22 protein-coding genes and 1 tRNA gene are annotated in these 22743 nt (G+C 70.9%); 13 read left to right on the top strand and 10 right to left on the bottom strand.

The window, feature by feature from the left end; genetic code table 11:
* Positions 1-58: 58 nt before the first annotated feature.
* The gene (gene pdxR / locus ACWDGI_RS19425) at positions 59-1426 is read left to right on the top strand and encodes a MocR-like pyridoxine biosynthesis transcription factor PdxR (protein ID WP_450760544.1); all 1368 of its coding nucleotides are present in this window, start codon (positions 59-61) and stop codon (positions 1424-1426) included.
* Between the two features lies 1 nt (position 1427).
* Here the strand turns inward: pdxR and ACWDGI_RS19420 are convergent, their stop codons facing one another.
* The 4 genes from ACWDGI_RS19420 to ACWDGI_RS19405 all read right to left on the bottom strand — a co-directional run bounded on the left by ACWDGI_RS19420 (position 1428) and on the right by ACWDGI_RS19405 (position 4366).
* Complete coding sequence (locus tag ACWDGI_RS19420; RefSeq protein WP_450760542.1) at positions 1428-2243, bottom strand: triphosphoribosyl-dephospho-CoA synthase; 816 nt, start codon at positions 2241-2243, stop codon at positions 1428-1430.
* A 10-nt stretch (positions 2244-2253) separates the two neighbouring features.
* Entirely contained in the window at positions 2254-3180 is a 927-nt protein-coding gene (locus tag ACWDGI_RS19415; RefSeq protein ID WP_450760540.1) for an intradiol ring-cleavage dioxygenase, read from the bottom strand.
* A 122-nt stretch (positions 3181-3302) separates the two neighbouring features.
* The gene (locus ACWDGI_RS19410) at positions 3303-3878 is read right to left on the bottom strand and encodes a GNAT family N-acetyltransferase (protein WP_450760538.1); all 576 of its coding nucleotides are present in this window, start codon (positions 3876-3878) and stop codon (positions 3303-3305) included.
* A 38-nt stretch (positions 3879-3916) separates the two neighbouring features.
* Positions 3917-4366 (bottom strand): ATP-binding protein, encoded by a 450-nt coding sequence (locus tag ACWDGI_RS19405; RefSeq protein ID WP_450760536.1) that lies wholly within the window; start codon positions 4364-4366, stop codon positions 3917-3919.
* Positions 4367-4606: 240 nt separating this feature from the next.
* Between ACWDGI_RS19405 and ACWDGI_RS19400 the strand changes: the two genes are divergently transcribed.
* The 9 genes from ACWDGI_RS19400 to ACWDGI_RS19360 all read left to right on the top strand — a co-directional run bounded on the left by ACWDGI_RS19400 (position 4607) and on the right by ACWDGI_RS19360 (position 14724).
* A complete protein-coding gene (locus ACWDGI_RS19400; RefSeq protein ID WP_450760534.1) occupies positions 4607-5482 on the top strand; it encodes a hypothetical protein in 876 nt (291 codons plus the stop codon).
* A gap of 162 nt (positions 5483-5644) precedes the next feature.
* Positions 5645-6379 (top strand): YcnI family copper-binding membrane protein, encoded by a 735-nt coding sequence (locus ACWDGI_RS19395; RefSeq protein WP_450760532.1) that lies wholly within the window; start codon positions 5645-5647, stop codon positions 6377-6379.
* 128 nt (positions 6380-6507) lie between these two features.
* Entirely contained in the window at positions 6508-7161 is a 654-nt protein-coding gene (locus ACWDGI_RS19390; protein WP_450760530.1) for an SCO family protein, read from the top strand.
* 62 nt (positions 7162-7223) lie between these two features.
* Positions 7224-7685 carry a copper chaperone PCu(A)C gene (locus ACWDGI_RS19385; RefSeq protein WP_450760735.1) on the top strand — a complete coding sequence of 154 codons (462 nt, stop codon included), beginning with the start codon at positions 7224-7226 and terminating at the stop codon, positions 7683-7685.
* 14 nt (positions 7686-7699) lie between these two features.
* Positions 7700-9796: a copper resistance CopC/CopD family protein gene (locus tag ACWDGI_RS19380; protein WP_450760528.1), complete on the top strand. Its 2097-nt coding sequence runs from the start codon at positions 7700-7702 to the stop codon at positions 9794-9796.
* Between the two features lie 8 nt (positions 9797-9804).
* Positions 9805-11088 (top strand): iron uptake transporter deferrochelatase/peroxidase subunit, encoded by a 1284-nt coding sequence (gene efeB / locus ACWDGI_RS19375; protein ID WP_450760526.1) that lies wholly within the window; start codon positions 9805-9807, stop codon positions 11086-11088.
* Between the two features lie 98 nt (positions 11089-11186).
* Positions 11187-12122 (top strand): prephenate dehydratase, encoded by a 936-nt coding sequence (gene pheA / locus ACWDGI_RS19370; protein ID WP_450760524.1) that lies wholly within the window; start codon positions 11187-11189, stop codon positions 12120-12122.
* A 530-nt stretch (positions 12123-12652) separates the two neighbouring features.
* Positions 12653-13930 carry a serine--tRNA ligase gene (serS, locus tag ACWDGI_RS19365; RefSeq protein WP_450760522.1) on the top strand — a complete coding sequence of 426 codons (1278 nt, stop codon included), beginning with the start codon at positions 12653-12655 and terminating at the stop codon, positions 13928-13930.
* Positions 13927-14724 carry an HAD family hydrolase gene (locus tag ACWDGI_RS19360; RefSeq protein WP_450760521.1) on the top strand — a complete coding sequence of 266 codons (798 nt, stop codon included), beginning with the start codon at positions 13927-13929 and terminating at the stop codon, positions 14722-14724. Before serS ends, ACWDGI_RS19360 begins: the two co-directional genes overlap by 4 nt.
* An 18-nt stretch (positions 14725-14742) precedes the next feature.
* Here the strand turns inward: ACWDGI_RS19360 and ACWDGI_RS19355 are convergent.
* The 6 genes from ACWDGI_RS19355 to ACWDGI_RS19330 all read right to left on the bottom strand — a co-directional run bounded on the left by ACWDGI_RS19355 (position 14743) and on the right by ACWDGI_RS19330 (position 18867).
* A tRNA-OTHER gene (locus tag ACWDGI_RS19355) sits at positions 14743-14849 on the bottom strand.
* Positions 14850-15072: 223 nt separating this feature from the next.
* Positions 15073-15285 (bottom strand): SGM_3592 family protein, encoded by a 213-nt coding sequence (locus ACWDGI_RS19350; protein WP_450760519.1) that lies wholly within the window; start codon positions 15283-15285, stop codon positions 15073-15075.
* 79 nt (positions 15286-15364) lie between these two features.
* The gene (locus ACWDGI_RS19345; RefSeq protein ID WP_360480941.1) at positions 15365-16084 is read right to left on the bottom strand and encodes an ABC transporter permease; all 720 of its coding nucleotides are present in this window, start codon (positions 16082-16084) and stop codon (positions 15365-15367) included.
* A gap of 11 nt (positions 16085-16095) precedes the next feature.
* Entirely contained in the window at positions 16096-17007 is a 912-nt protein-coding gene (locus ACWDGI_RS19340) for an ABC transporter ATP-binding protein (RefSeq protein WP_450760516.1), read from the bottom strand.
* Entirely contained in the window at positions 17004-17912 is a 909-nt protein-coding gene (locus tag ACWDGI_RS19335; RefSeq protein WP_450760515.1) for an ABC transporter permease, read from the bottom strand. Before ACWDGI_RS19335 ends, ACWDGI_RS19340 begins: the two co-directional genes overlap by 4 nt.
* Positions 17902-18867 (bottom strand): ABC transporter ATP-binding protein, encoded by a 966-nt coding sequence (locus ACWDGI_RS19330; protein ID WP_362559838.1) that lies wholly within the window; start codon positions 18865-18867, stop codon positions 17902-17904. Before ACWDGI_RS19330 ends, ACWDGI_RS19335 begins: the two co-directional genes overlap by 11 nt.
* Before the next feature lie 225 nt (positions 18868-19092).
* On the opposite strand from ACWDGI_RS19330, the gene ACWDGI_RS19325 reads away from it, so the two are divergent.
* Genes ACWDGI_RS19325 through ACWDGI_RS19315 form a run of 3 tightly spaced genes read left to right on the top strand, consistent with a single transcriptional unit; the run spans position 19093 to position 22648 of the window.
* On the top strand, positions 19093-19944 hold the full coding sequence (locus tag ACWDGI_RS19325; RefSeq protein WP_450760513.1) for a M24 family metallopeptidase: 852 nt from the start codon (positions 19093-19095) through the stop codon (positions 19942-19944).
* On the top strand, positions 19941-21701 hold the full coding sequence (locus tag ACWDGI_RS19320; protein ID WP_450760511.1) for an SDR family oxidoreductase: 1761 nt from the start codon (positions 19941-19943) through the stop codon (positions 21699-21701). Before ACWDGI_RS19325 ends, ACWDGI_RS19320 begins: the two co-directional genes overlap by 4 nt.
* The gene (locus tag ACWDGI_RS19315) at positions 21698-22648 is read left to right on the top strand and encodes a MerR family transcriptional regulator (protein ID WP_450760509.1); all 951 of its coding nucleotides are present in this window, start codon (positions 21698-21700) and stop codon (positions 22646-22648) included. Before ACWDGI_RS19320 ends, ACWDGI_RS19315 begins: the two co-directional genes overlap by 4 nt.
* The last annotated feature ends 95 nt before the right edge of the window (positions 22649-22743 follow it).

Raw genomic sequence — 22743 nt, 5'->3', positions numbered from 1 at the left:
TGGCCGCACATCGGGACAGCCCCGCGCCCTGGGCAGGTCCAGTCAACGGGGGTTACAGGTGGACGACTTCTGGAGTGGTATCGAACTGCGTCCGGAAGGCGATACCGGCGACGGACGACGGGCTGGGCTGGAGCGTGCCCTGCGGGACGCCGTTCGCGTCGGGCGGCTGGTGCCAGGGGCCCGGTTGCCCGCCACCCGGCGGCTCGCCGCCGAGTTGGGCATCTCCCGGGGTACCGCCAAGGCCGCCTACGACCAGCTGGTCGCCGAGGGGTATCTGACCGCTCGGCAGGGGTCCGGGACCCGGGTAGCCACCCTTCCCTCCGCCGCCTCCGACGCTCCCGAAGCGGCCGCACGCGCGCGTGCGCCGCTTTTCGATCTGCGGCCCGGCGGGCCGGACGCCGCGGCGTTCCCGGCGGCCGCCTGGTCGCGGGCGCTGCGGCGGGCCATCGCCGGCGCGCCCTCCCTGGCGTACGACTACGGCGATCCGCGCGGGCGGATCGAGCTGCGGACCGCGCTGTCGGGGTATCTCGTGCGGGCCCGTGGGCTGGTGGCGCCGCCGGAGCGGATCGTGGTCACCTCGGGGTACGTGCAGGGGCTCGCACTGCTCACGCGGGTGCTGGGCGGCGGCGCCGCCGTGGCCATGGAGGACCCAGGGATGCCGTTCCACCGGGAGGTGGTGCGGAGGAACGGGGGGACCGTGGTGCCGGTGCGGGTGGACGAACGGGGGGCGCGGGCGGCGGAGCTGGGCGACGCGGCGGCGGTCGTCCTCACCCCGGCCCATCAGTATCCGACCGGGGTCACGCTGCATCCGGAGCGGCGGCGGGCCGTGGTGGACTGGGCACGCGCGCGTGGCGGGGTGATCGTCGAGGACGACTACGACGGGGAGTTCCGCTACGACCGGCAGCCCGTGGGTGCCCTGCAGGGGGTGGCGCCGGGGCAGGTCGTCTATCTGGGGACCGCTTCCAAGACGCTGGGCCCCGCGCTGCGGCTCGGGTGGATGGTGCTGCCGCCGCATCTCGTCGACGCCGTCGCCGACGCCAAACTGCACAGCGACCATCACACCGAGTCCATCGGACAGCTGGCGCTCGCCGAGCTGATCGAGAGCCACGCCTACGACCGGCACGTGCGCGCCTGCCGGTTGCGCTACCGACGGCGCCGGGACCAGTTGCTGGGGCGGCTGGGCGCCGGCCGGAAGAACGTGCGGGGGATCGCCGCCGGGCTGCACGCGCTCGTCTCGGTGGCCGACGAACGGGAGACGCTGGCCCGCGCGGCGGCCGCGGGGCTGGCGGTGGGCGGCCTCGGGGAGCACTGGCACACCGGTGGTGCCGCGGGGCTGCCGCAGGGCCTGGTCGTCGGGTACGGGACGCCCCGGGAGCGGCTCTATCCGGAGGCCCTGGAGGTACTCGCCAAGGTGCTCGAGGGCTGACTCACCGTGTCGGCAGGGCGTCCAGGAACAGGGCACCGGCCAGCAGGCCCGCACTGCCCCGCGGGCTCCAGCCGCGCTCGTACAGGTCGGCGTCCAGGGCCGTCAGCGCCTCGGCGCCGGCCGCCGTCGCCGTACCGCCCGCCTCCAGGACACCGCGGGCGCCCGCCTGGACGTGGCGCAGGCCCAGGGGGCCCGCGGTGTAGAGGAGTTCGGTGTCCTGGAGGGTGGACATCACGGTGAGCAGGGCGTCCAGACGGGCCTGGTTCTCGGTGGCGCCCGCCGTGCGGGCCGTCGTGAGTGCTTCCAACGCCCGTCGTACGTGCGGGAATCCGGCCCTGGCCTCGCCCCGGGCGCCGGCCGCGCCGTACTTGACTGAGATCGACGAACCCCGGGAGGGGCGCCTGGGGGCGCCCTTGTCGTTGAAGGCGGCGATCCTGCGGGCCGTGACGGCGATCTCGCGGGCCCTGGCCCGAGGGTCCAGGGCGGCCGCGGCGACCAGGAGGCCCAGGGCCCACAGGGCGCCCTTGTGGCCGCCGCCGGCCAGCCCGACCGAGTGCTCGGTGGACCGGCCGATCGCGCCCAGCTCCGCCCGCAGCACCGGCGAGGCCTCACCGGTACGGCGGGCGGAGGCGGCCATCGCCGCGAGGCCGGGCGCCAGCGCCCTTGCCGACCAGCGCAGACTGTCGTGCTCCCGGCGCCTGCTGCGGGCGTCCAGGTCACGCGGGTCGGGCAGCCCCGGTTTCGGGGCCAGCGCCAGCTGACCGGTGAGCGCGGCCACGGCGGCCTGCGCCAGCGCGTCGTCCTCGCGGCTTGTCATGTCCCTTACCTTATGAGGAGGCGGAGGCCGAGGGGGAGGCGCTGTCGCTCGGCGGAGTACCGGTCGGAGCGCCGCTGGGCGGGGTGCCTGCGCCGCCGCTGCCGGCGCCCGTGTTCTCGGCGTTCGGGTCGATGCCCAGGGTCAGGGAACCCCGGTAGCCCTTCGAAGGGTCCTTCTTGTGCACGGCCTTCAGGGTCAGCAGACCGCTGGAGGCGCCCCCGCCGTCGTAGACCATGTCGTCGGCGAGGACGGTGTAGCTGCCGGTGTGCTTCGCGTAGGGGTCGAGGGTGAAGATCTCCTCGGCGATGTCGTCGGCGAAGAACAGCTGGCCGGTGTAGTTGACGATGCCGCCCTCGTAGGTGCCGTCCTCCATCTCGCCGCCCGTGTGCACCTTCACGTGGATGTGACAGGTGCGCGGGGTGTACCAGCCGGGGAAGATCGTCTCGAACTTGACGACCCCGTTGGCGTTGGCGATCTGGTAGCCGCGCAGATAGGTGTTGTCGTCGGCGGAGTCGCCCTCCTCGCTCTCCGCGGGGGCGGAGCCGCCCGGGTTGGCGGTGGTGTAACCGGAGTAGTAGCCCCAGGCGTCGCAGTGCCAGATCTCGACCGCGGCACCCTTGACCGGGGTGCAGCCGTCGGTGGCGTCCACGACGGTCAGGCGAAGGGTCAGCGGGACGCCGGCCTTGCCCTCGGTGATGTCCTTGCGCACCAAGGCACCATCGAGGTAGTACGGGCCCTCCGTGACGCTGCTCATCAGCGTCATGCACTCACTGCTGGTGGAACTCGCGGAGGCCGCGGCGTCCGCGTCGGTGTCGGCGGCATCGGCGAAGGCCGACTGGAAGCCGGCGACCGCGAGGCCGCCGGCCGCCACCGTGCCGCCGGACACCACGAGGGCGCGGCGGCGGGTGATCGACGTGTCTTTGTGGTTTCCCGTCATGGCCGACGAAGCTAGGAAGGCCGCTTGTCAGAGGCATGGGCCGGGGCTGGCAACCGGCTGTGAACGCCCAGGAAGCTGAACTCGGCGGAAAAACACTGGTCACAGCGGTGGGGCCGGCGTCGTCACAGGGCCGGGTCGCGATCGTGCAGAACCCGCTGGAACAGCCGGCTGTCCCGCCATTCTCCATTGATGTGGAGATACTGCGGCGCATCTCCGATGGTCTCGAATCCGCATTTCTTCAGTACGCGTTGCGACGTCGTGTTGTCGATCAGGGTGGACGCCTCGATCCGGTGGAGCCCCAGCACCTCCCGGGCGATCTCGCAGACCCGCTCCAGGGCGGCGCTGGCCAGACCGCGGCCCTGTTGATCACCGGCCACCCAATAGCCGACGTACGAACTGCAGAAAGGGCCCAGGGAAATTCCGGAAAGAGTGATCGCGCCGACGATCCGGCGGTCCTCGGCCGCCTCCATGACCCAGGGGACCATGATCCCGTCCGCGGCCTGTCGCAGCAGGCCATCGATGCGCTCGGTCTGACCCTCGACGGTGAAGAAGGACTCGGGTCTGAGCGGTTCCCAGGGTTCGAGATGCTTTCGGTTGCCGACGTACGCGGCGGACAGCGGTTTCGCGTCGCCCACGGCAATGGGACGCAATATCACGCCGGGCCGGATTGCTTTTTCTTTAATCTTTTCGAGAATCATGCGCGCACCCTAGCGCGCGGGTTATGCGGGAGGGAGAGTCATGCCGAAAGCAGGGAAGGATCTTTGGTCCACTTGAGGATCTTGTCGAAGCTGACCACTGTGCCGCCACGACCCGGCTTGTTGCCGATGTGGACGTGATCGGCGAGTTCTCTGATCAGACAGAGCCCTCTGCCGTGCTCGGCGTCGAGGCGAGCGGGTCTGATCTCCTGGGTGCGGGCGAACCCCGGACCCACCCCCGGGCCGGAATCGGCCACTTCGATACGGCACTTCTCGCCGTCCAGGTAGGCGGTGACCCGGTACGCCTCCGAAGGGCGGCCCGCCCCGCCGTGTTCCACGGCGTTCGCGCAGGCCTCACTGAGGGCGACGGAGAGGTCGTAGGAGATCTCGGGGTCGACGCCCGCCGTCTCCATCGTGCCGATCAGCAGTCGCCGGGCGAGCGGGACGCTCGCGGCCTCACGCCGCAGATGGAGTGACCACCAGATGCTCATGCTCCAGCCTCCTGGCCGCGGCTCGACATACCGATACCTATTGCCACCCGTGCCCGGGTGTAAGCACTCCGTCCATGTGAGAACGCCCATCCGGGGGATGCGCCTTGGGAGGTTTCGGTGTATGAGTGGGCGGTTCACGGCAAGGACGATCTTCCGGTTCTTTCACTCCTTTCACCTGTAACCGAATCTGTTGGACCTGCCGTATGGCGGGTGCGGGCCCAGTGCGATGATGAGCGCGCCATGAACGCCCCCCACCCGCGCGCGGCGCGCACCGGAAGCGGACTGCGGCTCCTGCGGGCCGCGGTGTTCGCCGCGCTCTGTGTCGTGCTGGCCGCGGCGGGGCACACCCTGGCATCCTGCGCGACCGTTCCGCTGTGGACGCTCGGCGCGGGCTTCCTGGGCACCCTGGCACTCGTCGCCCCGCTCACCGGGCGGGCCCGCACGCTGCCGGGGATCGTGGCACTGCTCGCGGTCGTGCAGACCACGCTGCACACGCTGTTCGGGCTCGGTCAGCACGGCGGCGCGGCGATGTCGGCCGGCTCGATGTCCATGTCGTCGATGCCGGGCATGTCGTCCACGGCTTCCCTGACCTCCCTGTCGGCGAGTGACGCCTCGCTGGTCGAGCGGGCCGCGCGGCTGGTGTGCGGGGCCGGGGCGGCGCAGCTCACCCCCGCCCACGCGTACAAGATCCTCTCCGACGCGCATCTCACCACCGCCACCTCCGGGTCGGCCGCGGGCCTGAGCGGGACGGCCCATGCGGCGGACGCCACCGGGGCCTCCGGCTCGCTGCTGCCCTCCGTGCCCATGCTCCTCGGACACCTCCTCGCGGCCGTCGTCGCCGGATGGCTGCTGCGCCGCGGCGACCTGGCGTTGCTGCGGCTGATCGAGCTGTCGGCGCACGGGGTCGCCGAGGGGGCGCTCGTCCGTTCGCTGCGCGGGGCGCTCGCGCTGGCGTGCGCTCTGTGCGCCGGGCTCGTGGCCGTACCCGAGGCGCCCGCGCACGGCCGTCGCAACACCTGGGACGAGCCGCCCGCGCCGCACACCGTCGCGCTCCAGCACTCCGTGATCCGGCGTGGGCCGCCCATGGCCGCCGCCGTACTCGTTCTCGCCGCCTGACGCGACGCGACCAGAGCACTTGCCGGGATCTGTCCGGATCCGGAGGGGCCTGCCGCCGTCGCGCGGCACGCGCGCGTGCGCGCTTCCCGCCGCCCGCGCGCCCCCTCAACGACAGAACTCACTCAGAGTGGAGTGCTCCCTGCCATGAAGGCTTTCCGTGCCATGAAGGCTTCCCGTGTCGCCGCCGTCACCGCCGTCGCGGGCGCGGCCGTCCTGGCCGTCTCCTCGCCCGCGTTCGCACACGTCAGCGTGCAGCCCGAGGGCACCGCCGCCAAGGGCGGTTACGCGGTCATCGACTTCAAGGTCCCCAACGAGCGCGACAACGCCTCGACCACCAAGCTCGAGGTCAACTTCCCCGCCGACCACCCGCTGGCCTCCGTGATGCCGCAGCCGATGGCCGGCTGGAAGGTCGAGGTCACCAAGTCCAAGCTGGCCAAGCCGATGGAGATGCACGGCGAGACGATCTCCGAGGCGGTCACCAAGGTCACCTGGACCGCCGAGGACAAGGGGATCGAACCCGGCTACTTCCAGAAGTTCCCGCTCTCCGTGGGCGCCCTGCCCGAGGACACCGACCAACTGGTCTTCAAGGCGATCCAGACGTACTCCGACAACGAGGTCGTCCGCTGGATCGAGGTCCAGCAGAAGGGCCAGGAGGAGCCCGAGAACCCGGCCCCGGCCCTCGCGCTGTCCGCCGCCACCGACGACCACCACGGGACCACCACCGCCGAGGACACCGCGGCCAAGACCGAGACCACGGCCTCCGACGACTCCGGCTCCTCGGGCGGCAGTGACACCACCGCCCGCGTCCTCGGCGTCGTCGGCATCGTGGTCGGCGCGGCCGGCGTCGCCTACGGCGTCCTCGCCGGCCGCCGCCGGTCCACCGGCTCCGAGGCCTGAGCTCCACGTCCGTAGCGCGCACAGGGGGCCGTGCGAGGCTGTCGAGGCTCCGACAGCTCTCGTACGCCCCGGTAGCTCTCGTACGCCCCCGGTGCGCGCCGGATCTCTCACATCTGGGACATTTTCCTATGCGCAAGAAGACGTTCGCCGCGGCCGCGCTGCTCGCCGCCGCCACTCTGACCCTTTCCGCCTGCGGCAGCGGCGACGACAGCAAGTCACCCGTGACCGTGGTCGCCGGAGACACCTCGAACAAGGCCGCGACCGTCCTGGACCAGCCGTTCCAGAAGCCTGATCTGGTGCTCACCGACACCCACGGCAAGAAGTACGACCTGCGCGCCGAGACCAAGGGCAGGCCGACGCTGATCTACTTCGGCTACACCCACTGCCCCGACGTCTGCCCGCTGACCATGAACAACCTCGCGGTCGCCAAGAAGGCGCTGTCCAAGGCCGACCAGGCCAAGCTGCGGGTCGTGTTCGTCACCACCGACCCCGCCCGGGACACCCCGGCCGAGCTCGGCAAGTGGCTCAAGGGCATCGACTCCCAGTTCATCGGCCTGACCGGCGACTTCTCCACCATCCAGGCCGGCGCCCACACCATCGGCATCTCCATCGAGCCGACCCACAAGGACAAGAAGACCGGCAAGACCGTCTCGGTGCACGGCACCCAGGTCATGGCGTTCTCGCCGAAGACCAACGGCGGTTACGTCCTCTACGGCGAGAACGCCACCGTCGACGACTACACCAAGGACCTCCCCAAGCTGATCAAGGGGGAGAACCCGTGAGGCGTCCGGCCCTGCACCTCCCGGCACTGCCCCGACCGGCGCTGACCGGGCGGCGGCTCGCCCTGACCGGCGTGGCCACGACCGGCATAGCCCTGGCCGGCGCGCTGGTCCTGGCGGGCTGCGGCGGCTCGGATTCCTCGGGCTCCTCGGGAACCGGGCTCTCCGTCGGCGCCTCTTACATGCCCCAGCCGGTCTCCGCCGACATGGCCGCCGGCTTCCTGACGATCACCAACAAGGGCGCCACCGACGACGAGCTGACATCCGTCACCAGCGACTCCGCCGGTCAGGTCACCATGCACGAGACCAACGGCGGGGCGATGGAGGAGGTCAGCTCCTTCGAGGTGCCCGCCCACGGTCAACTCGTGTTCAAAAGCGGTGGCAACCATCTGATGTTCGAGAAGCTGAAGCACCGCCCGAAACAGGGCGACACGATCACCCTGAAGCTGAAGTTCGCCGAATCCGGTCCGCTCACCGTCGAGATGCCGGTGAAGTCCGCCACGTACAACCCGTCGACCGGACACTGAGGGAGGGACCGACCTTGACGCGGACCATCACCCCCCGCCTGCGCACGCTGGTGCTGCTGTTCCTCGCCGTCACCGGCGCGCTGCTGGCCGGCGCCGGGCCGGCCTCCGCGCACGCCGCGCTGACCGGCAGCGACCCCGCCCAGGGGGTGGTGGTCCCGAAGGCACCCGACCAGGTCTCGCTCACGTTCTCCGAGAACGTGTCGCTGAACAGCAACTCGATCCGGGTCCTCGACCCCGCGGGCAAACGGGTCGACGTGGCCAAGCCGAACAACCTGACCGGGACGACCTACGGCGTCCAGCTCAAGAGCGGGCTCGGCAAGGGCACGTACACCGTCGCCTGGCAGGTCGTCTCGGCGGACAGCCACCCCGTCGCCGGTGCCTACACCTTCTCCGTCGGCGCGCCCTCCAGGACCGTCGCCTCGGTCGGGGACCAGGACGCGGGCGGCGGGGTCGTCGGCTGGCTCTACGGCTTCGGGCGGTACATGTCGTACGCCGGATACATCGTGCTCGTCGGCGGCGCCGCCTTCGTGCTCGCCTGCTGGCAGCGCGGCGCCGGCGTACAGGCCCTGCAGCGGCTGGTCGTCGGCGGCTGGCTGACGCTCACCGCGGCCACCCTCTGGCTGCTCCTGCTGCGCGGCTCGTACACCACCTCCGGCAGCTTCGGCGACATCTTCGACCTGAACCTGCTCGGCCAGGTCCTCCAGACCAAACCCGGCGCCGCCCTGATCTCCCGGCTGCTGCTGCTCGCGGCCGCCGCGCTGTTCATCGCCGTCCTCTTCGGGGCCTACGACAAGCGTGAGGACGGCGCGGAGAAGCGGGACCTGACCTTCGGGCTCGCCATCGGCGGCACCGTCGTGGCCGCCGGGCTCGCGGCCAGCTGGGCCATGGCCGAGCACGCCTCCACCGGGCTCCAGCCGGGCATCGCGATGCCGGTCGACGTCATCCATCTGCTCGCCGTCGCCACCTGGCTGGGCGGCCTGACCGCCCTGCTGTTCGCCCTCTACCGGGCGCCGGCCGACAACCCCGTCGACTCCACCGCCGTACACCGCTTCTCGCAGGTGGCCTTCGGAAGCGTGGTGGCACTGGTCGCCACCGGCATCTACCAGTCCTGGCGCCAGCTCGGCTCCTGGTCGGCGTTCACCGACACGGCCTACGGGCAGTTGCTGCTGGTCAAGATCGCGCTGGTGGCGCTCCTGGTCGGCATCGCGTCCATCTCACGGCGGTGGACGGGACGGCTCGCGGACACGGCGGTGACGGAGACGGGGACGGAGACGGCGGACTCGGTCGGGGAAGTCACCAATGCGGAGGAAGCGAAGGAGACCGTCAAGGCGTCCGCCGCCACGAAGGAGGCGTCGGTCAAGTCCGGCGCGGCCGGCGCGGCCGCCGTTTCCGGTACCTCCGGCGCGTCCGCCGTTTCCGCCGCTTCCGGCACCCTCGGCGCGTCCAGCGCGTCCGCCGCTTCCGGCACGTCCGGCGCGTCCGGCAGCGGCGGCTCCGCCGGTGACGACTCCGCGGACCCCGGCCGCGCCGCCCAACTGGCCAGGCAGCAGGCCGCCAAGGACGCCGCCCGGCAGAAGCGCGTCCGCGACGCCGACCCCAACCGCTTCGGCCTGCGCCGCTCGGTGCTCGCCGAGGCCGGCGTCGCCGTCGCCCTGCTCGCGGTCACGACCGTGCTGACGCAGACCGAACCGGGCCGCACCGAGCAGGACGCCAAGGCCACCGCCGCGGCGGCGTCCTCCTCCTCGTCCGCCGCCGCGAACTCGTCCTCGGGCGCGCTGACCCTCGACATGTCCTTCGACACCGGCGGCAAGGACGGCAAGGGCGTCGTCCGCGTCGACCTCGACCCCGCGGCCGTGGGCAGCAACGAGATGCACGTCTACGTCCAGCGCCCCAACGGCCGGGCCTTCGACGTCCCCGAGGTGAAGGTCGCCTTCACACTCGCCGCCAAGAAGATCGGGCCGCTTCCCGTCGCCCCCGACCACGTCACCACCGGCCACTGGGCCGCCAACGGAGTACAGATCCCCATGGCCGGCGACTGGCAGATCTCCGTGACCGTGCGGACCTCCGACATCGACCAGGTGACCGTCTCCAAGAACGCGCAGATCGGCTGAACCGCACCATGGCTGAACCCTCCCAGTCCCTTCGTCCGCAGGTCGCCGAGGAGAGCCCGTCCGCTCCCCCGGCCCGAGGCGTCAGCCGGCGCGCGCTGCTCGGCACCGCCGGAGCCACCGGACTCGTACTCGGCGCGGCGGGCGCGGGCGTCGGCTACGCGGCCGCGCCCGCCCCGGCCACCCCGCTCAGCACCGTGGGCACCGACCGGGCGATGTTTCACGGGAAACATCAGCCCGGCATCACCGAGGGCCTCCAGGCGCGCGGCCATCTCATCGCCTTCGACCTCGCGGCGGGCGCGGGACGCAAGGAGGCGGCCGCGCTGCTGCGTCGCTGGTCGACGACGGCCGAGCGGTTGATGGCGGGCGAGGCGACGACCCAGGACGACACGGACGTGGCCCGTGACGCCGGTCCCTCCTCGCTGACCGTCACCTTCGGCTTCGGCAACAGCTTCTTCGCCCGCACCGGCCTGGAGAAGCAGCGCCCCGCCGCCCTGGACCCGCTGCCCGACTTCTCCTCCGACCACCTCGACAGGACGCGCAGCAACGGCGACCTGTGGGTGCAGATCGGCGCCGACGACGCCCTGGTCGCCTTCCACGCGCTGCGTGCCGTCCAGAAGGACGCGGGCAGCGCGGCCAGGGTCCGCTGGCAGATGAACGGCTTCAACCGCACCCCGGGCGCCACCAGCCACCCCATGACGGCCCGCAACCTCATGGGCCAGCTGGACGGCACGCGCAATCCGAAGCCGACGGACTCCGACTTCGACAAACGGATCTTCGTACCGGCCTCCGGTTCGAGCGACCCTGCCTGGATGGCGAACGGCTCCTACGCCGTCGTACGCCGGATCCGCATGCTCCTCGACGACTGGGAGAAGCTGTCGCTCGCGGCCCAGGAGAACGTCATCGGGCGCAAGAAGGCGAACGGAGCACCCCTGTCCGGGGGCTCCGAGACGACGGCGATGGACCTGGAGAAGGCCAGGGCCGACGGCGAGTACGTCGTCCCGATCAACGCCCATGCCCGGATCACCCGGCCCGACCAGAACGGGGGCGCGGCCATCCTGCGGCGCCCGTTCTCGTACCACGACGGCATCGACGCCGACGGAACGCCGGACGCGGGGCTGCTCTTCGTCTGCTGGCAGGCGGATCCGCTGCGCGGGTTCGTGCCGGTGCAGCGGAAGCTGGACCGCGGAGACGCGCTCTCGCAGTACATCCGGCACGAGGCGAGCGGACTGTTCGCCGTGCCGGGCGGGGCGGCCGACGGGGAGTACGTGGGGCAGCGGCTGCTGGAGGGCTGAGGCCGGACAGTTGTGCTTCCGGGTTTCAAACCACCCGGTCGAGTGGTTCCGATGGGACAAGCGAGCCGCGCTCCCCTGCGCCCATTAGGGTGAGGGACATGCCAGCGAGCTATGCGTATCTCGGTCCCGAAGGCACCTTCACCGAAGTCGCCCTGCGCACTCTCCCGGAGGCGGCCACCCGGGAGCTGATCCCCTACGTCTCCGTGCAGTCAGCGCTGGACGCGGTGCGGGGCGGCGAGGCCGAGGCCGCCTTCGTGCCGATCGAGAACTCCGTCGAGGGCGGGGTCACCACGACCCTCGACGAGCTGGTCGCCGGCGAGCCGCTGACGATCTACCGCGAGGTGCTGCTGTCGATCACCTTCGCGCTGCTGGTCCGCCCGGGCACCAAGCTCTCCGAGATCAAGACGGTGACCGCGCACCCGGTCGCCCAGCCGCAGGTCCGCAACTGGCTCCGGGCCCACCTCCCCGACGCCCTCTGGGAGTCCGCCGCCTCGAACGCGGACGGCGCCCGGCTGGTGCAGGAGGGCCGCTACGACGCGGCGTTCGCCGGTGAGTTCGCGGCCGAGCGGTACGGCCTGGAGGCCCTGGAGACCGAGATCCACGACGCGAAGAACGCGCAGACCCGGTTCGTCCTGGTCGGCCGTCCGGCCCGGCCCGCGGCCCCGACCGGCGCGGACAAGACCTCGGTCGTGCTCTGGCAGAACGACGACCACCCCGGCGGGCTGCGTGATCTGCTCGGCGAGTTCGCCACCCGGGGCATCAACCTGATGCTGCTGCAGTCCCGGCCCACCGGCGCCGGCATCGGCAACTACTGCTTCTGCATCGACGCCGAGGGACACATCTCCGACCGCCGGGTGGCGGAGGCCCTGATGGGGCTGAAGCGGATCTGCCGGCAGGTCCGGTTCCTCGGCTCGTACCCGCGGGCGGACATCAAGCCGGGCGAGACCGTGGCACCGACGCGGCCGGGGACGTCGGACGCGGAGTTCATGGCGGCCTCGGACTGGGTGGCGCGCTGCCAGGACGGCCGTTTCTAACCGGCCATACGTTCATATCTACGTTATCCACAGGGGTTATCCACAGGTCCCCAACTCGACCTGGGGACAAGTCGACAGCAACACCCGACTCTGTCGACAAATCGGCCTACAACCCCCCGGCGGCCCGGCGATCACCCACATCACCCTTCGTCCACTCGTTTCCCATGGTTCATCTTTTGGAGCGACGCCTTTCCACTCGAAAGTGGGTGTTGCCCGGGTTTGGGCGGGGAATTCCTCTCTTCACACGCCGGGGCCGGAGTGATCGATTCCGAAGTCCACACCTCATCCACACAGCCTGTGGATAACTCTGGCGAGGGCACGGATCCCTGTGGACAACCCCGCCCCCAAGTCCCTCTCTCCACAAGGGAATCGAGTCAACCGCGGGCCGCACGGCTGCCCCGTCTCGGGGAGTGAGACACTTTTTATTGACACGCTCGGCAATTCCCCCATAACGGAACGTAAGCCGCGATTCGGAACACGGGTCAATAGTGATTAGTGGGGGGCAACCCCACACCGGTAGCCTTGGCTCCGTGATTGACCTACGCCTGCTCCGTGAGGACCCCGACCGTGTGCGCGCGTCCCAGCGCGCCCGTGGAGAGGACGTCGCGCTCGTCGACGCCCTCCTCTCCGCCGACGAGCGGCGCAGGTCCTCCGGCGTCCGCTTCGACGAGCTGCGCAACGAGCAGAAGCAGCTCGGCAAGCTCATCCCCAAGGCCGCCGGGGACGAGAAGGCCGAGCTGCTGAAGAAGGCCGGCCAGCTCGCCGCCGATGTCAAGACCGCCGACGCCGAGCGCGACGCGGCCGACGCCGAGACCCAGGAGCTGCTGCTCAGGCTCGGCAACCTCGTCCACCCCGACGTGCCCGTCGGCGGCGAGGAGGACTTCGTCACGCTCGAGGAGCACGGCACGATCCGTGACTTCGGTGCCGAGGGCTTCGAGCCCAAGGACCACCTGGAGCTGGGCCAGCTGCTCGGCGCGATCGACGTCGAGCGCGGCGCCAAGGTCTCCGGCTCCCGCTTCTACTTCCTGACCGGTGTCGGCGCCCTCCTGGAGCTGGCGCTGGTCAACGCGGCGATCGCGCAGGCCACCGAGGCCGGCTTCACGCCGATGCTGACCCCGGCGCTGGTCCGGCCGCAGTCCATGGCGGGCACCGGCTTCCTCGGCCAGGCGGCCCAGGACGTCTACCACCTGGACAAGGACGACCTCTACCTGGTCGGCACGTCCGAGGTGGCGCTCGCCGCGTACCACATGGACGAGATCATCGACGCCGAGCGGCTCCCGCTGCGCTACGCCGGCTTCTCGCCCTGCTTCCGCCGCGAGGCCGGTTCGCACGGCAAGGACACCAAGGGCATCTTCCGCGTCCACCAGTTCGACAAGGTCGAGATGTTCTCCTACGTCGCCCCCGAGGACTCGGAGGCGGAGCACCAGCGTCTGCTGGCCTGGGAGAAGCAGTGGCTGACCTCGCTGGAGCTGCCGTTCCGCGTGATCGACGTCGCCACCGGTGACCTCGGCTCCTCCGCGGCCCGCAAGTTCGACTGCGAGGCGTGGATCCCGACGCAGGGCAAGTACCGCGAGCTGACGTCGACGTCGGACTGCACCGAGTTCCAGTCCCGCCGGCTGTCGATCCGGGTCCGTGACGGCAAGCAGGTCAAGCCGCTGGCCACGCTGAACGGCACACTGTGCGCCGTACCGCGCACGATCGTGGCCATCCTGGAGAACCACCAGCTGGCCGACGGATCGGTCCGGGTCCCCGAGGTGCTGCGCCCCTACCTGGGCGGCCGGGAGGTCCTGGAGCCGGTGTCCCGGTGAGCTTCCCCTACGGACTCATCGCCACCGACCTCGACGGAACGCTCCTCGGCCCCGACGAGTCGATCTCGCAGCGCACCCGTGACGCGCTCGCCGCGGCCACCGCGGCGGGCGCCGCGCACATCGTCGTCACCGGCCGCGCCGTCCCCTGGACCCGGCCCATCCTCGACGGCCTCGGCTACCACGGCCTCGCCGTGTGCGGTCAGGGGGCGCAGGTGTACGACGCCGGGTCGCACCGGCTGCTGACGTCCGTGACGCTGGACCGTCAGCTGGCCGGGGTCGCCCTGGCGAAGATCGAGGCGGAGGTCGGCCCGCTGTACCTCGCCGCGAGCCGCGACGGCCTCGACGGCGACGTGCTGGTGGGGCCGGGGTACGCGGTGCGGGGCCAGCTCCCGTCGGTCCCCTTCGCCGACGCGGCCGACCTCTGGTCGGCCCCGCTGAACAAGATCTACATACAGCACCCGGAACTGTCCGACGACGAACTGGCCCAGGCCGCGCGGCAGGCGGCCGGGGGCTTTGTCACGGTGGCCATGGCGGGCGAGGGAATCGTGGAGCTGCTCCCCCTCGGTCTCTCGAAGGCGACGGGCCTGTCCCTGGCCGCGCGCCGGCTGGGCCTCAAGTCCGCCGACACGATCGCCTTCGGTGACATGCCGAACGACATCCCGATGTTCGCCTGGGCGGCCCGGGGCGTGGCCATGGCCAACGCTCATGAGGAGCTGAAGGCTGTGGCGGACGAGGTGACGTCCTCCAACGAGGAGGACGGCATCGCGGTGGTGCTGGAGCGTCTGCTCGGCTGAGGTGCCGTCAAAGCGGTGCGGAGGATGCACGGATCGAACGTGCGCGGGCTTTCCCGGGCCCGACCAGGGCTTGCTCTGAATCAAGCACAGCGCAAGCCAGTGCCTTACCACTCGGCCAATCCTCCGGGTGGGCGGCCCACGCGAGAGCGACCATCGCGTGCTCGAAGCGGCCGCCCCGGGCAGCTACATGGCGATCCGCCGCAGGCTGCCCTGACGGGAGCGGGACGTACTGTCGTGCATGGACATCGTCCGGCTCCTCTCCCAGATGGTGGGGTGACACAACAACTGTGCCTTCGAGCCGAGTCGGGCGCTACTGATTTTGCGGGCGCCCGCGGCCGCCCCACCACCTCACCGGCGCCACCACCTGCGCCGCCCCTTGCTGAAGAACCACCCCGCCGGCGGCTCGTCCGACCGCCACGGCTGCGGCTCCGGCCCCTCGGCCTTCCACCTCGCGGCCAGCATCCGCGCCCGCGCGGACGGCTCCGAAGTCCCCGCGGACCGTATGAAGTCCTCGTCCAGGACGACCCCGTCCCAGTCCCCGTCTCCGAACCCCTCAGCCATCCCGCGCCTCCTACGCAGTGCACCCGCTTTGTCCAGTGTGCCCGGACAGAGGTGAAGCCCCCGTCAATAAAGCGGGCGTCTACTCCTCGCCGGCCAGCGTCAGCGAGCGCAGCTTCTGGCCGGCGTACCAGGTGGCCAGGACCGTCACCGCGATCAGCAGCACCGTGGCCGTCACCAGGGACACGTCGGACGTGACCAGTTCGCCGCCCGTCACCTTGTGGGCGACCGCCAGGGACCACTGCTGGACGCTCAGCGTGCGCGCGCCCGGGACGAGGGAGCCGAACAGCGCCTCCCAGACCAGCGCGTAGACGAGCCCGAAGACGACCGCGTGCCGGGACACCGTGCCCAGCAGCAGGAAGAGCGCCGCGTAGGCGATCGACGCGACCAGCGCGGCGACCGTGTAGGCGACGGCGATCTGCTGGCCGTTGCCGTTGAGGATGAAGCCCGCGATCAGCGTCGGCAGGGCCGAGAACACCATCGTCACGGCGATCGCCACGATCAGCTTGGTGAGGATGATCGTCGGCCGTTTGATCGGCTTGGACAGCAGGTACACCACCGAGCCGTCGTCGATCTCCGGGCCGATGGCCCCCGTGCCGGCGATGACGCCGATGATCGGCACCATGGTCGCGAGCGCGAGGCCGCCGAGCAGGTCGGAGGCGGTCTGGTCGTCGGCGCCGGCAAGGCCCCGGACGACGACCGAGATCGCGATGAGCAGCAGGGGCAGCGCCCCCAGGATGAGGGCCCGGCGGCGGCCGAGCAGGGCTCGATAAGTGAGCCGGGCGACTGTGGGGTCGTACATCTTTCGGCCTCCTACGCCGCGACCAGATACGAGAACACGGATTCGAGGGACTCGTCGGACGGCGAGACCGTGAGCAGCCGGATGCCGTGGTCGCGGGCGACCCTCGGCAGCAGGGCGGTGAAGCGGCCGAAGTCGACGGCCTGGATACGCAACGCGCCCTCGGTGAGGTCTACTTCGATGCCCGAGGTCGACGGGTCGGCGATCAGCGCGGCCGCGAGGGTGCGGTCGTCGCTGGAGCGGACCAGGTAACGGTGCGGGCGGTCGGTCATCAGACGGCGGATCTTGCGGAAGTCGCCGCTGGCCGCGTGCCGGCCGGCGACCACCACCTCGATGTGCCAGGCGAGTTGCTCGACCTCTTCGAGGATGTGCGAGGAGAACAGCACCGTACGGCCCTCGTCGCCCATCTTCCGCAGCAGGTCCATCAGCTGCATGCGCTGGCGCGGGTCCATGCCGTTGAAGGGCTCGTCGAGCAGGAGCAGCGAGGGGTCGTGGACCAGGGCGGACGCCATCTTCACGCGCTGGCGCATGCCCTTGGAGTACGTCGAGATCTTGCGGTCCTGCGCGTACTCCATCTCCACCGTGGCCAGCGCCTTCTGGGCGGCCTTGGCACCGAGGCCGTGCAACTCGGCGTTGGCGACGACGAATTCGCGGCCGGTGAGGAAGTCGTACATCGCCTCGCGCTCGGGGACGATGCCGATGTGCTTGTAGATGGCCTCGTTGCGCCAGGTGGGCTGTCCGTCGAGGGTGACCGTGCCGGTGGAGGGGGCGAGGAAGCCGCCCATCATGTTGATGAGGGTGGACTTTCCGGCGCCGTTGGGGCCGAGCAGGCCGGTGACGCCCGGGCCGATGGTCATGGTGATGTCGTTGACGGCGACCACGTTGCCGAACCAGCGGGAGACGTGGTCGATGGAGAGCGTGGTCACAGTCCCACCTTCTTGTAGCGGCGCAGCAGAAGGCCGTAGCAGGCGGCGATGAGGCCGAGGACGACGAGCAGGTACACCGCGCCCTGGGCGTGGGAGGGTCCGTCTCCGCCCGGGAAGGTGTTGGTGCCACCGAGGAGGGCGGTGCTCAGGCCGCCGATCAGGGTGACGGGCGAGAACAGGCCGATCCACGGGATGGCGCCGGTGCTGCCCTGGGAGTCCGCGATGGCCTGGAGGGTGGAGACCGCGCCGTAGGAGATGGTCAGTACGGCGATCACGGCGGCGATGCCGAAGCCGCGGCGGGGCGTGATCGAGGCGATGACCAGGCCGATGCCGGCGAAGAGCAGGGACAGCAGGGCCACCGATACCAGTCCCTGGCCGAATCCCTTGCTCTGGTGGGCGAAGTCCATCTTGGAGAGCAGGGCGCCCGCGTACAGCACGACCAGCGGGGCGCCGGTGAGGATGAACAGCGCCGAGGCCAGGGCCGCGAACTTGGCCCGGACGTAGTCGGCGGTCTCGATGGGCCGCGAGAAGTACAGCGGGATGGTCTTGAAGCGCAGGTCGCGGGAGACCGCCTGGGGTGCCTGCGAGGCGACGTACAGGCTGATGACGGCCTGCATGATGATCGCGTACCGGGTGTAGGACACCGGCAGGTCGTGCGCCTTCGTGGCGACGGCGACGGCGACCATGATGGCCGCCGGCACGCACATCACCGCGAACAGCAGCATCGGCAGCACCTTGGACTTCACCGAGCGGCCGAGGCCGTAGGAGCCGCGCAGGGTCTGCGAGTAGAGGGACAGGCGGGCGTAGGCGCGGCCCAGGCGCGGGCCGTCGTAGCCGCGGTAGCCGATGTCGTGGATACGGGACTGGTCACCCGCGGGGGTGGCCAGAGGCTGCTCAACCGCCATGGACGGCCGCCTCCTTCCGCTGCTCGTCGCTGCTGGTGAAGACCTCGGAGATGTGGTGTCTGCGCTGCTCCATGCGCACCAGGCCGAGCCCGAGGTCGGCGACGACGTCACGCACCAGGTCGTACGTCTCCTCGCCCTGGGCGGTGAGCAGCAGGATGTGGCCGGCGCCGGGCAGGCCGCCGCCCTCGTGGTCCGTCTCCACCCCGCGCGCGTGCAGCGCGTCGCGCACCGCGCGGGTGCCGTCGGGGTGCTCGTCGCTGTCGGTGACCTCGATCGCGAGGGTGGTCGTGGACTGCGTGAAGTCCGTGGTGGAGCTCGAGCGCAGCAGCTTGCCGCCGTCGACGACGACCACGTGGTCGCAGGTGCGCTCCAGTTCACCGAGCAGGTGCGAGGTGACCAGGACCGAGATGCCGAAGTCGGTGTGGATCCGGCGGATCAGGCCGAGCATCTCGTCGCGGCCGACCGGGTCGAGGCCGTTGGTCGGCTCGTCCAGGAAGACCAGCTGGGGGTCGTGCACCAGCGCCTGGGCGAGCTTGACGCGCTGCTTCATGCCGGTCGAGTAACCGCCGATGGGGCGGTACCGCTCCTCGTAGAGCCCGACATGGCGCAGGGTGTCGGCGGTGCGCTCGCGCGCGGCGGCGGGCGGCAGGCCGGACATGCGGGCCATGTGCACGACGAACTCGGTGGCCGAGACGTCGGGCGGCAGGCAGTCGTGCTCCGGCATGTAGCCCACCCGCTCGCGGATGGCGGCACCCTTGGTCGCCACGTCGAGGCCGAGCACCTCGGCTCGGCCCTCGCTGGCGGGGGACAGACCCAGCAGGATCTTGATCAGGGTGGACTTGCCGGCGCCGTTGGCTCCGACGAGTCCGGTCACACCGGGTCCGATGTCCACGGACAGCCGGTCGAGCGCGGTCACCCGGGGGAACCGCTTGCTCAGGCTTTCGGTCGCGATCACAGTCACGACATCGAAGGTAGTGATGTGGACCACGGAGGTCGTCAGACCCGAGAGCCGTCTTCGCATCACTCTCGAGTATTACGGGACCCTAGGGGATCCCCTGCCTGAGAGCTACACAGAGTTGTCCACAGGCTTTGCACCTCCTGTTGACGTCGCCTCTAACAACTGTCACATTCACCAGTGTCAGGTTACGGACGCGTACCGCAGTCGATGGGGACGGGGCGGATGACGACGACAGTGCAGGACGTACTCTCCGAACGCGCCACGGAGCTGAAGGGTTTCCGGCGGGTGCAGCGACTCGCGTACGAATGCGCGGAGGCGGTCGCGGCCCGGCTCGAGCCCGGGATCACCGAGCGCGAGGCGGCCCGGATGCAGCGCGAGTGGCTGCGCGCCCGTGGCGTACGGGACTGGTTCCACCTCCCCTTCGCCTGGTTCGGCGACCGCACCGCGTTCACGGACTTCCGCATACCGCTGCAGTTCTTCCCGACCGACCGCCGGCTGGCCCCCGGGATGCCGTTCATCCTGGACCTGGCCCCGGTCTACGACGGCTTCACGGCCGACATCGGCTACTCGGGCTCCCTCGGCATCAACCCCGTGCAGGACCGGCTGATGGCCGACCTGGAGGCACACCGGGAGCTGATCCTGCGCGAGGTGCGCGAACGGCGCCCGCTGCGCGAGATCTACGAGGACGTGGACCGCCTGATGGTCCGCCAGGGCTACGCCAACCGGCACCGCGCGTACCCGTTCGGCGTGATCGCCCACAAGGTGGACCGGGTACGGCAGCGCCGCTGGTCACCGCATCTCTTCGGGTTCGGCACCCAGTCCCTGAAGGGCCTCGCCGCCGACGCCCTGCACGGCCACCGCGAGGGCTGGTCGCCGCTGTGGTCGCCGTACCGCTTCTCCGACCACCCGCCCCGGCCGGGCCTGTGGGCGGTCGAACCACACCTCGGCTTCCGGGGCACCGGAGCCAAGTTCGAGGAGATCCTCGTGGTCACCGACTCCCGGGACCCCGAGCAGAGCGCCTTCTGGCTGGACGACGATCTGCCGCACGTGCGGCGCTGGGCGGAGGACAAATGACGGCACTGCAGGGCGCACGCGAGCGCCGGGTACGCACCGGCGGCATCGAACTGTGCGTGGCGGAACTGGGCGACCCGGCACAGCCGACGGTCGTCCTCGTCCACGGCTACCCGGACAGCAAGGAGGTCTGGTCCGAGGTCGCGCCCCGCCTGGCCGAGCGCTTCCACGTGGTGCTGTACGACGTCCGGGGCCACGGCCGCTCGACCGCACCGCAACCGCTGCGCGGCGGCTTCACGCTGGCCAAGCTGACCGACGACTTCCTGGCGGTGATCGACGCGGTGAGCCCGGACCGCCCGGTGCACCTGGTCGGCCACGACTGGGGCTCGGTGCAGTCCTGGGAGTTCGTCACCGTGGGACGCACGGAGGGTCGCGTCGCCTCCTTCACCTCGATGTCCGGGCCGTCCCTCGACCACTTCGGACACTGGATCGACGCGCGCGTGAAGCGCCCCACGCCCCGCCGGGTGGGGCAGCTCCTCGGCCAGGGCGCCAAGTCCTGGTACGTGTATCTGCTGCACACCCCCGCCGTCCCCGAACTGGCCTGGCGGGGCCCGCTGGGCAAGGCCTGGCCGGGCATCCTCCGCCGGGCCGAGAGGCTCCCCGCCGGGGACTACCCGACCGGTTCCCTCCGCTCCGACGCGGCGCACGGTGCCTGGCTGTACCGCGACAACGTACGACCGCGGCTGCGCCGCCCGCGCGAGGACGCCTACGCGCACGCGCCCGTGCAGCTCATCACGCCCCTGGGCGACGCCTTCCTCTCCGAGCGGCTGTACGACGACCTGGAGCGCTGGGCACCGCAGCTGACCCGCCGCACCCTGCCCGACAAGCACTGGATCCCGCGCACCCGCCCGGACCAGGTGGCGGCCTGGATCGAGGAGTTCGTGATCTCCGTCGAGGACGGCCGGGGCAGCGAGCCGAAGCGCGCGGACCGCCATGCCCAGCGGTTCGGCGGCCAGCTGGTCCTGGTCACCGGCGCGGGCAGCGGTATCGGCCGGGCCACGGCGTTCGCCTTCGCGGAGGCGGGCGCGCGCGTGGTGGCCGTGGACCGAGACGCGGAGGCCGCCGCCCGCACCGCCGAGCTGTCCCGGCTGATCGGAGCGGCGGACGCATGGCCCGAGACGGCCGACGTCTCCGACGAACAGGCCATGGAGAAGCTCGCCGAGCGGGTGCACCGCGAGTACGGGGTCCTGGACGTACTGGTCAACAACGCGGGCATCGGCCTGTCCGGCTCGTTCCTCACGACGACCACGGAGGACTGGCGCAAGGTCCTGGACGTCAATCTCTGGGGCGTGATCCACGGCTGCCGCCTGTTCGGCGCGCGGATGGCGGACCGCGGCCAGGGCGGCCACATCGTGAACGTCGCCTCGGCGGCCGCCTTCCAGCCCTCGCGGGTACTGCCGGCCTACAGCACCTCCAAGGCGGCGGTCCTGATGCTGTCCGAGTGCCTGCGCGCCGAACTCGCCGCTCAGCGCATCGGCGTGACCGCGATCTGCCCCGGCATCGTCAACACCAACATCACCTCGACGGCCCGCTTCACCGGGGTCGACGAGGCGGAGCAGCGACGCAGGCAGCAGCGCTCGGCCCGCCTGTACGGGATGCGCAACTACCCTCCGGAGAAGGTCGCTTCGGCGATCCTGGAGGCGGTGGAGCACAACAGGGCGGTGGTACCGGTGACCCCGGAGGCGCGGGGGGCGCGGATGCTGTCGCGGGTGGCACCGGGGGTGCTGCGGAGGCTCGCGAGGATGGAGCCGAGGCTGTGACGGCCGATCCCCCGCCCCACAGGACCTACCGCATCGAGGACTTGGCCCACCGGTCCCGGACCACCGTCCGAACCATCCGCGCCTACCAGGACAAGGGTCTCCTCCCGCGCCCGGAACGCCAGGGGCGGGCCAACCTCTACTCCGACGTCCACCTCACCCGCCTCCACCAGATCGCCGATCTCCTCGCCCGCGGCTACACCCTGGCCTCCATCAAGGAGCTCCTCGACGCCTGGGACACCGGCCGCGGCCTGGCCGGCGTCCTGGGCCTCGTCACCGAGGCCGAGGGCCCCTGGACCGACGAGGAACCGGCCCGGCTGTCCCGCGCCGACCTGGACGCCCGCTTCGGCGGCACCCCCGACGACACCGCCGTGGCCGAGGCCGTGGCACTCGGAGTCCTGGAACCGGTACCGGACGACCCGGACTCCTTCCTCGTCCCGAGCCCCCAAGAGCTGGCCGTGGCGGCCGAGTTGTACGCAGCGGGTGTACCGCTCACCGCGATCTCCGACCATCTGCGGGAGTTGCGGGTCCAGGTCGAGCACATAGCCGCCCGTTTCCTGGAGTTCACCACCGAGCACGTCTTCGCCCGCTACCTCGACGACCCGCACCACCGCACCGACGCGAAAGCGGCCGAGGCGGCCTCCCTGGTACGGCGTCTGCGCCCGCTCGCCCAGCAGACCGTGGACGCCGAACTGGCCCGGGCCATGCGCCTGTTCGCGACCCGCGAGGTGCGCCGGCGACTTGGTGCGGGGGAGCAGCCGAAGTCCCGGGAGGAGACACGTACCGTGTCTCTACCCGCCGACACGATTCAGGCCGTAGGACGTCTCGTTGGCCCGGACCACATCGCCGAGTTCATCACCCTGGCCGCCGAACGAGAGGCCAGGGCACGCCACTTGGACGCGCTCACCACAGATCACAGACCCGTTAATGATCTTGACGAAACACCGTGAACCGCCCAGCGGTTGTCCACAGCACGGCCAATTGCCCTGTGGATAACCACACTTGGTTGTGGATCAAACCTCGGGCGAAAAATAACTGCGTGATC

Source organism: Streptomyces sp. NPDC001220 (genome assembly GCF_053597895.1).
The sequence above is the reverse complement of the archived record's forward strand: the minus strand, read 5'-3'. Positions and strand labels throughout refer to the sequence as shown.

Coding starts and splice junctions, on each gene's coding strand:
- ACWDGI_RS19405 (WP_450760536.1), bottom strand. CDS start 4,366: ATGAGCATCTGGTGGTCACTCCATCTGCGGCGTGAGGCCGCGAGCGTC.
- ACWDGI_RS19335 (WP_450760515.1), bottom strand. CDS start 17,912: ATGGCGGTTGAGCAGCCTCTGGCCACCCCCGCGGGTGACCAGTCCCGT.
- ACWDGI_RS19390 (WP_450760530.1), top strand. CDS start 6,508: ATGCGCAAGAAGACGTTCGCCGCGGCCGCGCTGCTCGCCGCCGCCACT.
- ACWDGI_RS19395 (WP_450760532.1), top strand. CDS start 5,645: ATGAAGGCTTCCCGTGTCGCCGCCGTCACCGCCGTCGCGGGCGCGGCC.
- efeB (WP_450760526.1), top strand. CDS start 9,805: ATGGCTGAACCCTCCCAGTCCCTTCGTCCGCAGGTCGCCGAGGAGAGC.
- ACWDGI_RS19400 (WP_450760534.1), top strand. CDS start 4,607: ATGAACGCCCCCCACCCGCGCGCGGCGCGCACCGGAAGCGGACTGCGG.
- ACWDGI_RS19345 (WP_360480941.1), bottom strand. CDS start 16,084: ATGTACGACCCCACAGTCGCCCGGCTCACTTATCGAGCCCTGCTCGGC.
- ACWDGI_RS19420 (WP_450760542.1), bottom strand. CDS start 2,243: ATGACAAGCCGCGAGGACGACGCGCTGGCGCAGGCCGCCGTGGCCGCG.
- ACWDGI_RS19320 (WP_450760511.1), top strand. CDS start 19,941: ATGACGGCACTGCAGGGCGCACGCGAGCGCCGGGTACGCACCGGCGGC.
- ACWDGI_RS19350 (WP_450760519.1), bottom strand. CDS start 15,285: ATGGCTGAGGGGTTCGGAGACGGGGACTGGGACGGGGTCGTCCTGGAC.
- ACWDGI_RS19325 (WP_450760513.1), top strand. CDS start 19,093: ATGACGACGACAGTGCAGGACGTACTCTCCGAACGCGCCACGGAGCTG.
- ACWDGI_RS19410 (WP_450760538.1), bottom strand. CDS start 3,878: ATGATTCTCGAAAAGATTAAAGAAAAAGCAATCCGGCCCGGCGTGATA.
- ACWDGI_RS19415 (WP_450760540.1), bottom strand. CDS start 3,180: ATGACGGGAAACCACAAAGACACGTCGATCACCCGCCGCCGCGCCCTC.
- pheA (WP_450760524.1), top strand. CDS start 11,187: ATGCCAGCGAGCTATGCGTATCTCGGTCCCGAAGGCACCTTCACCGAA.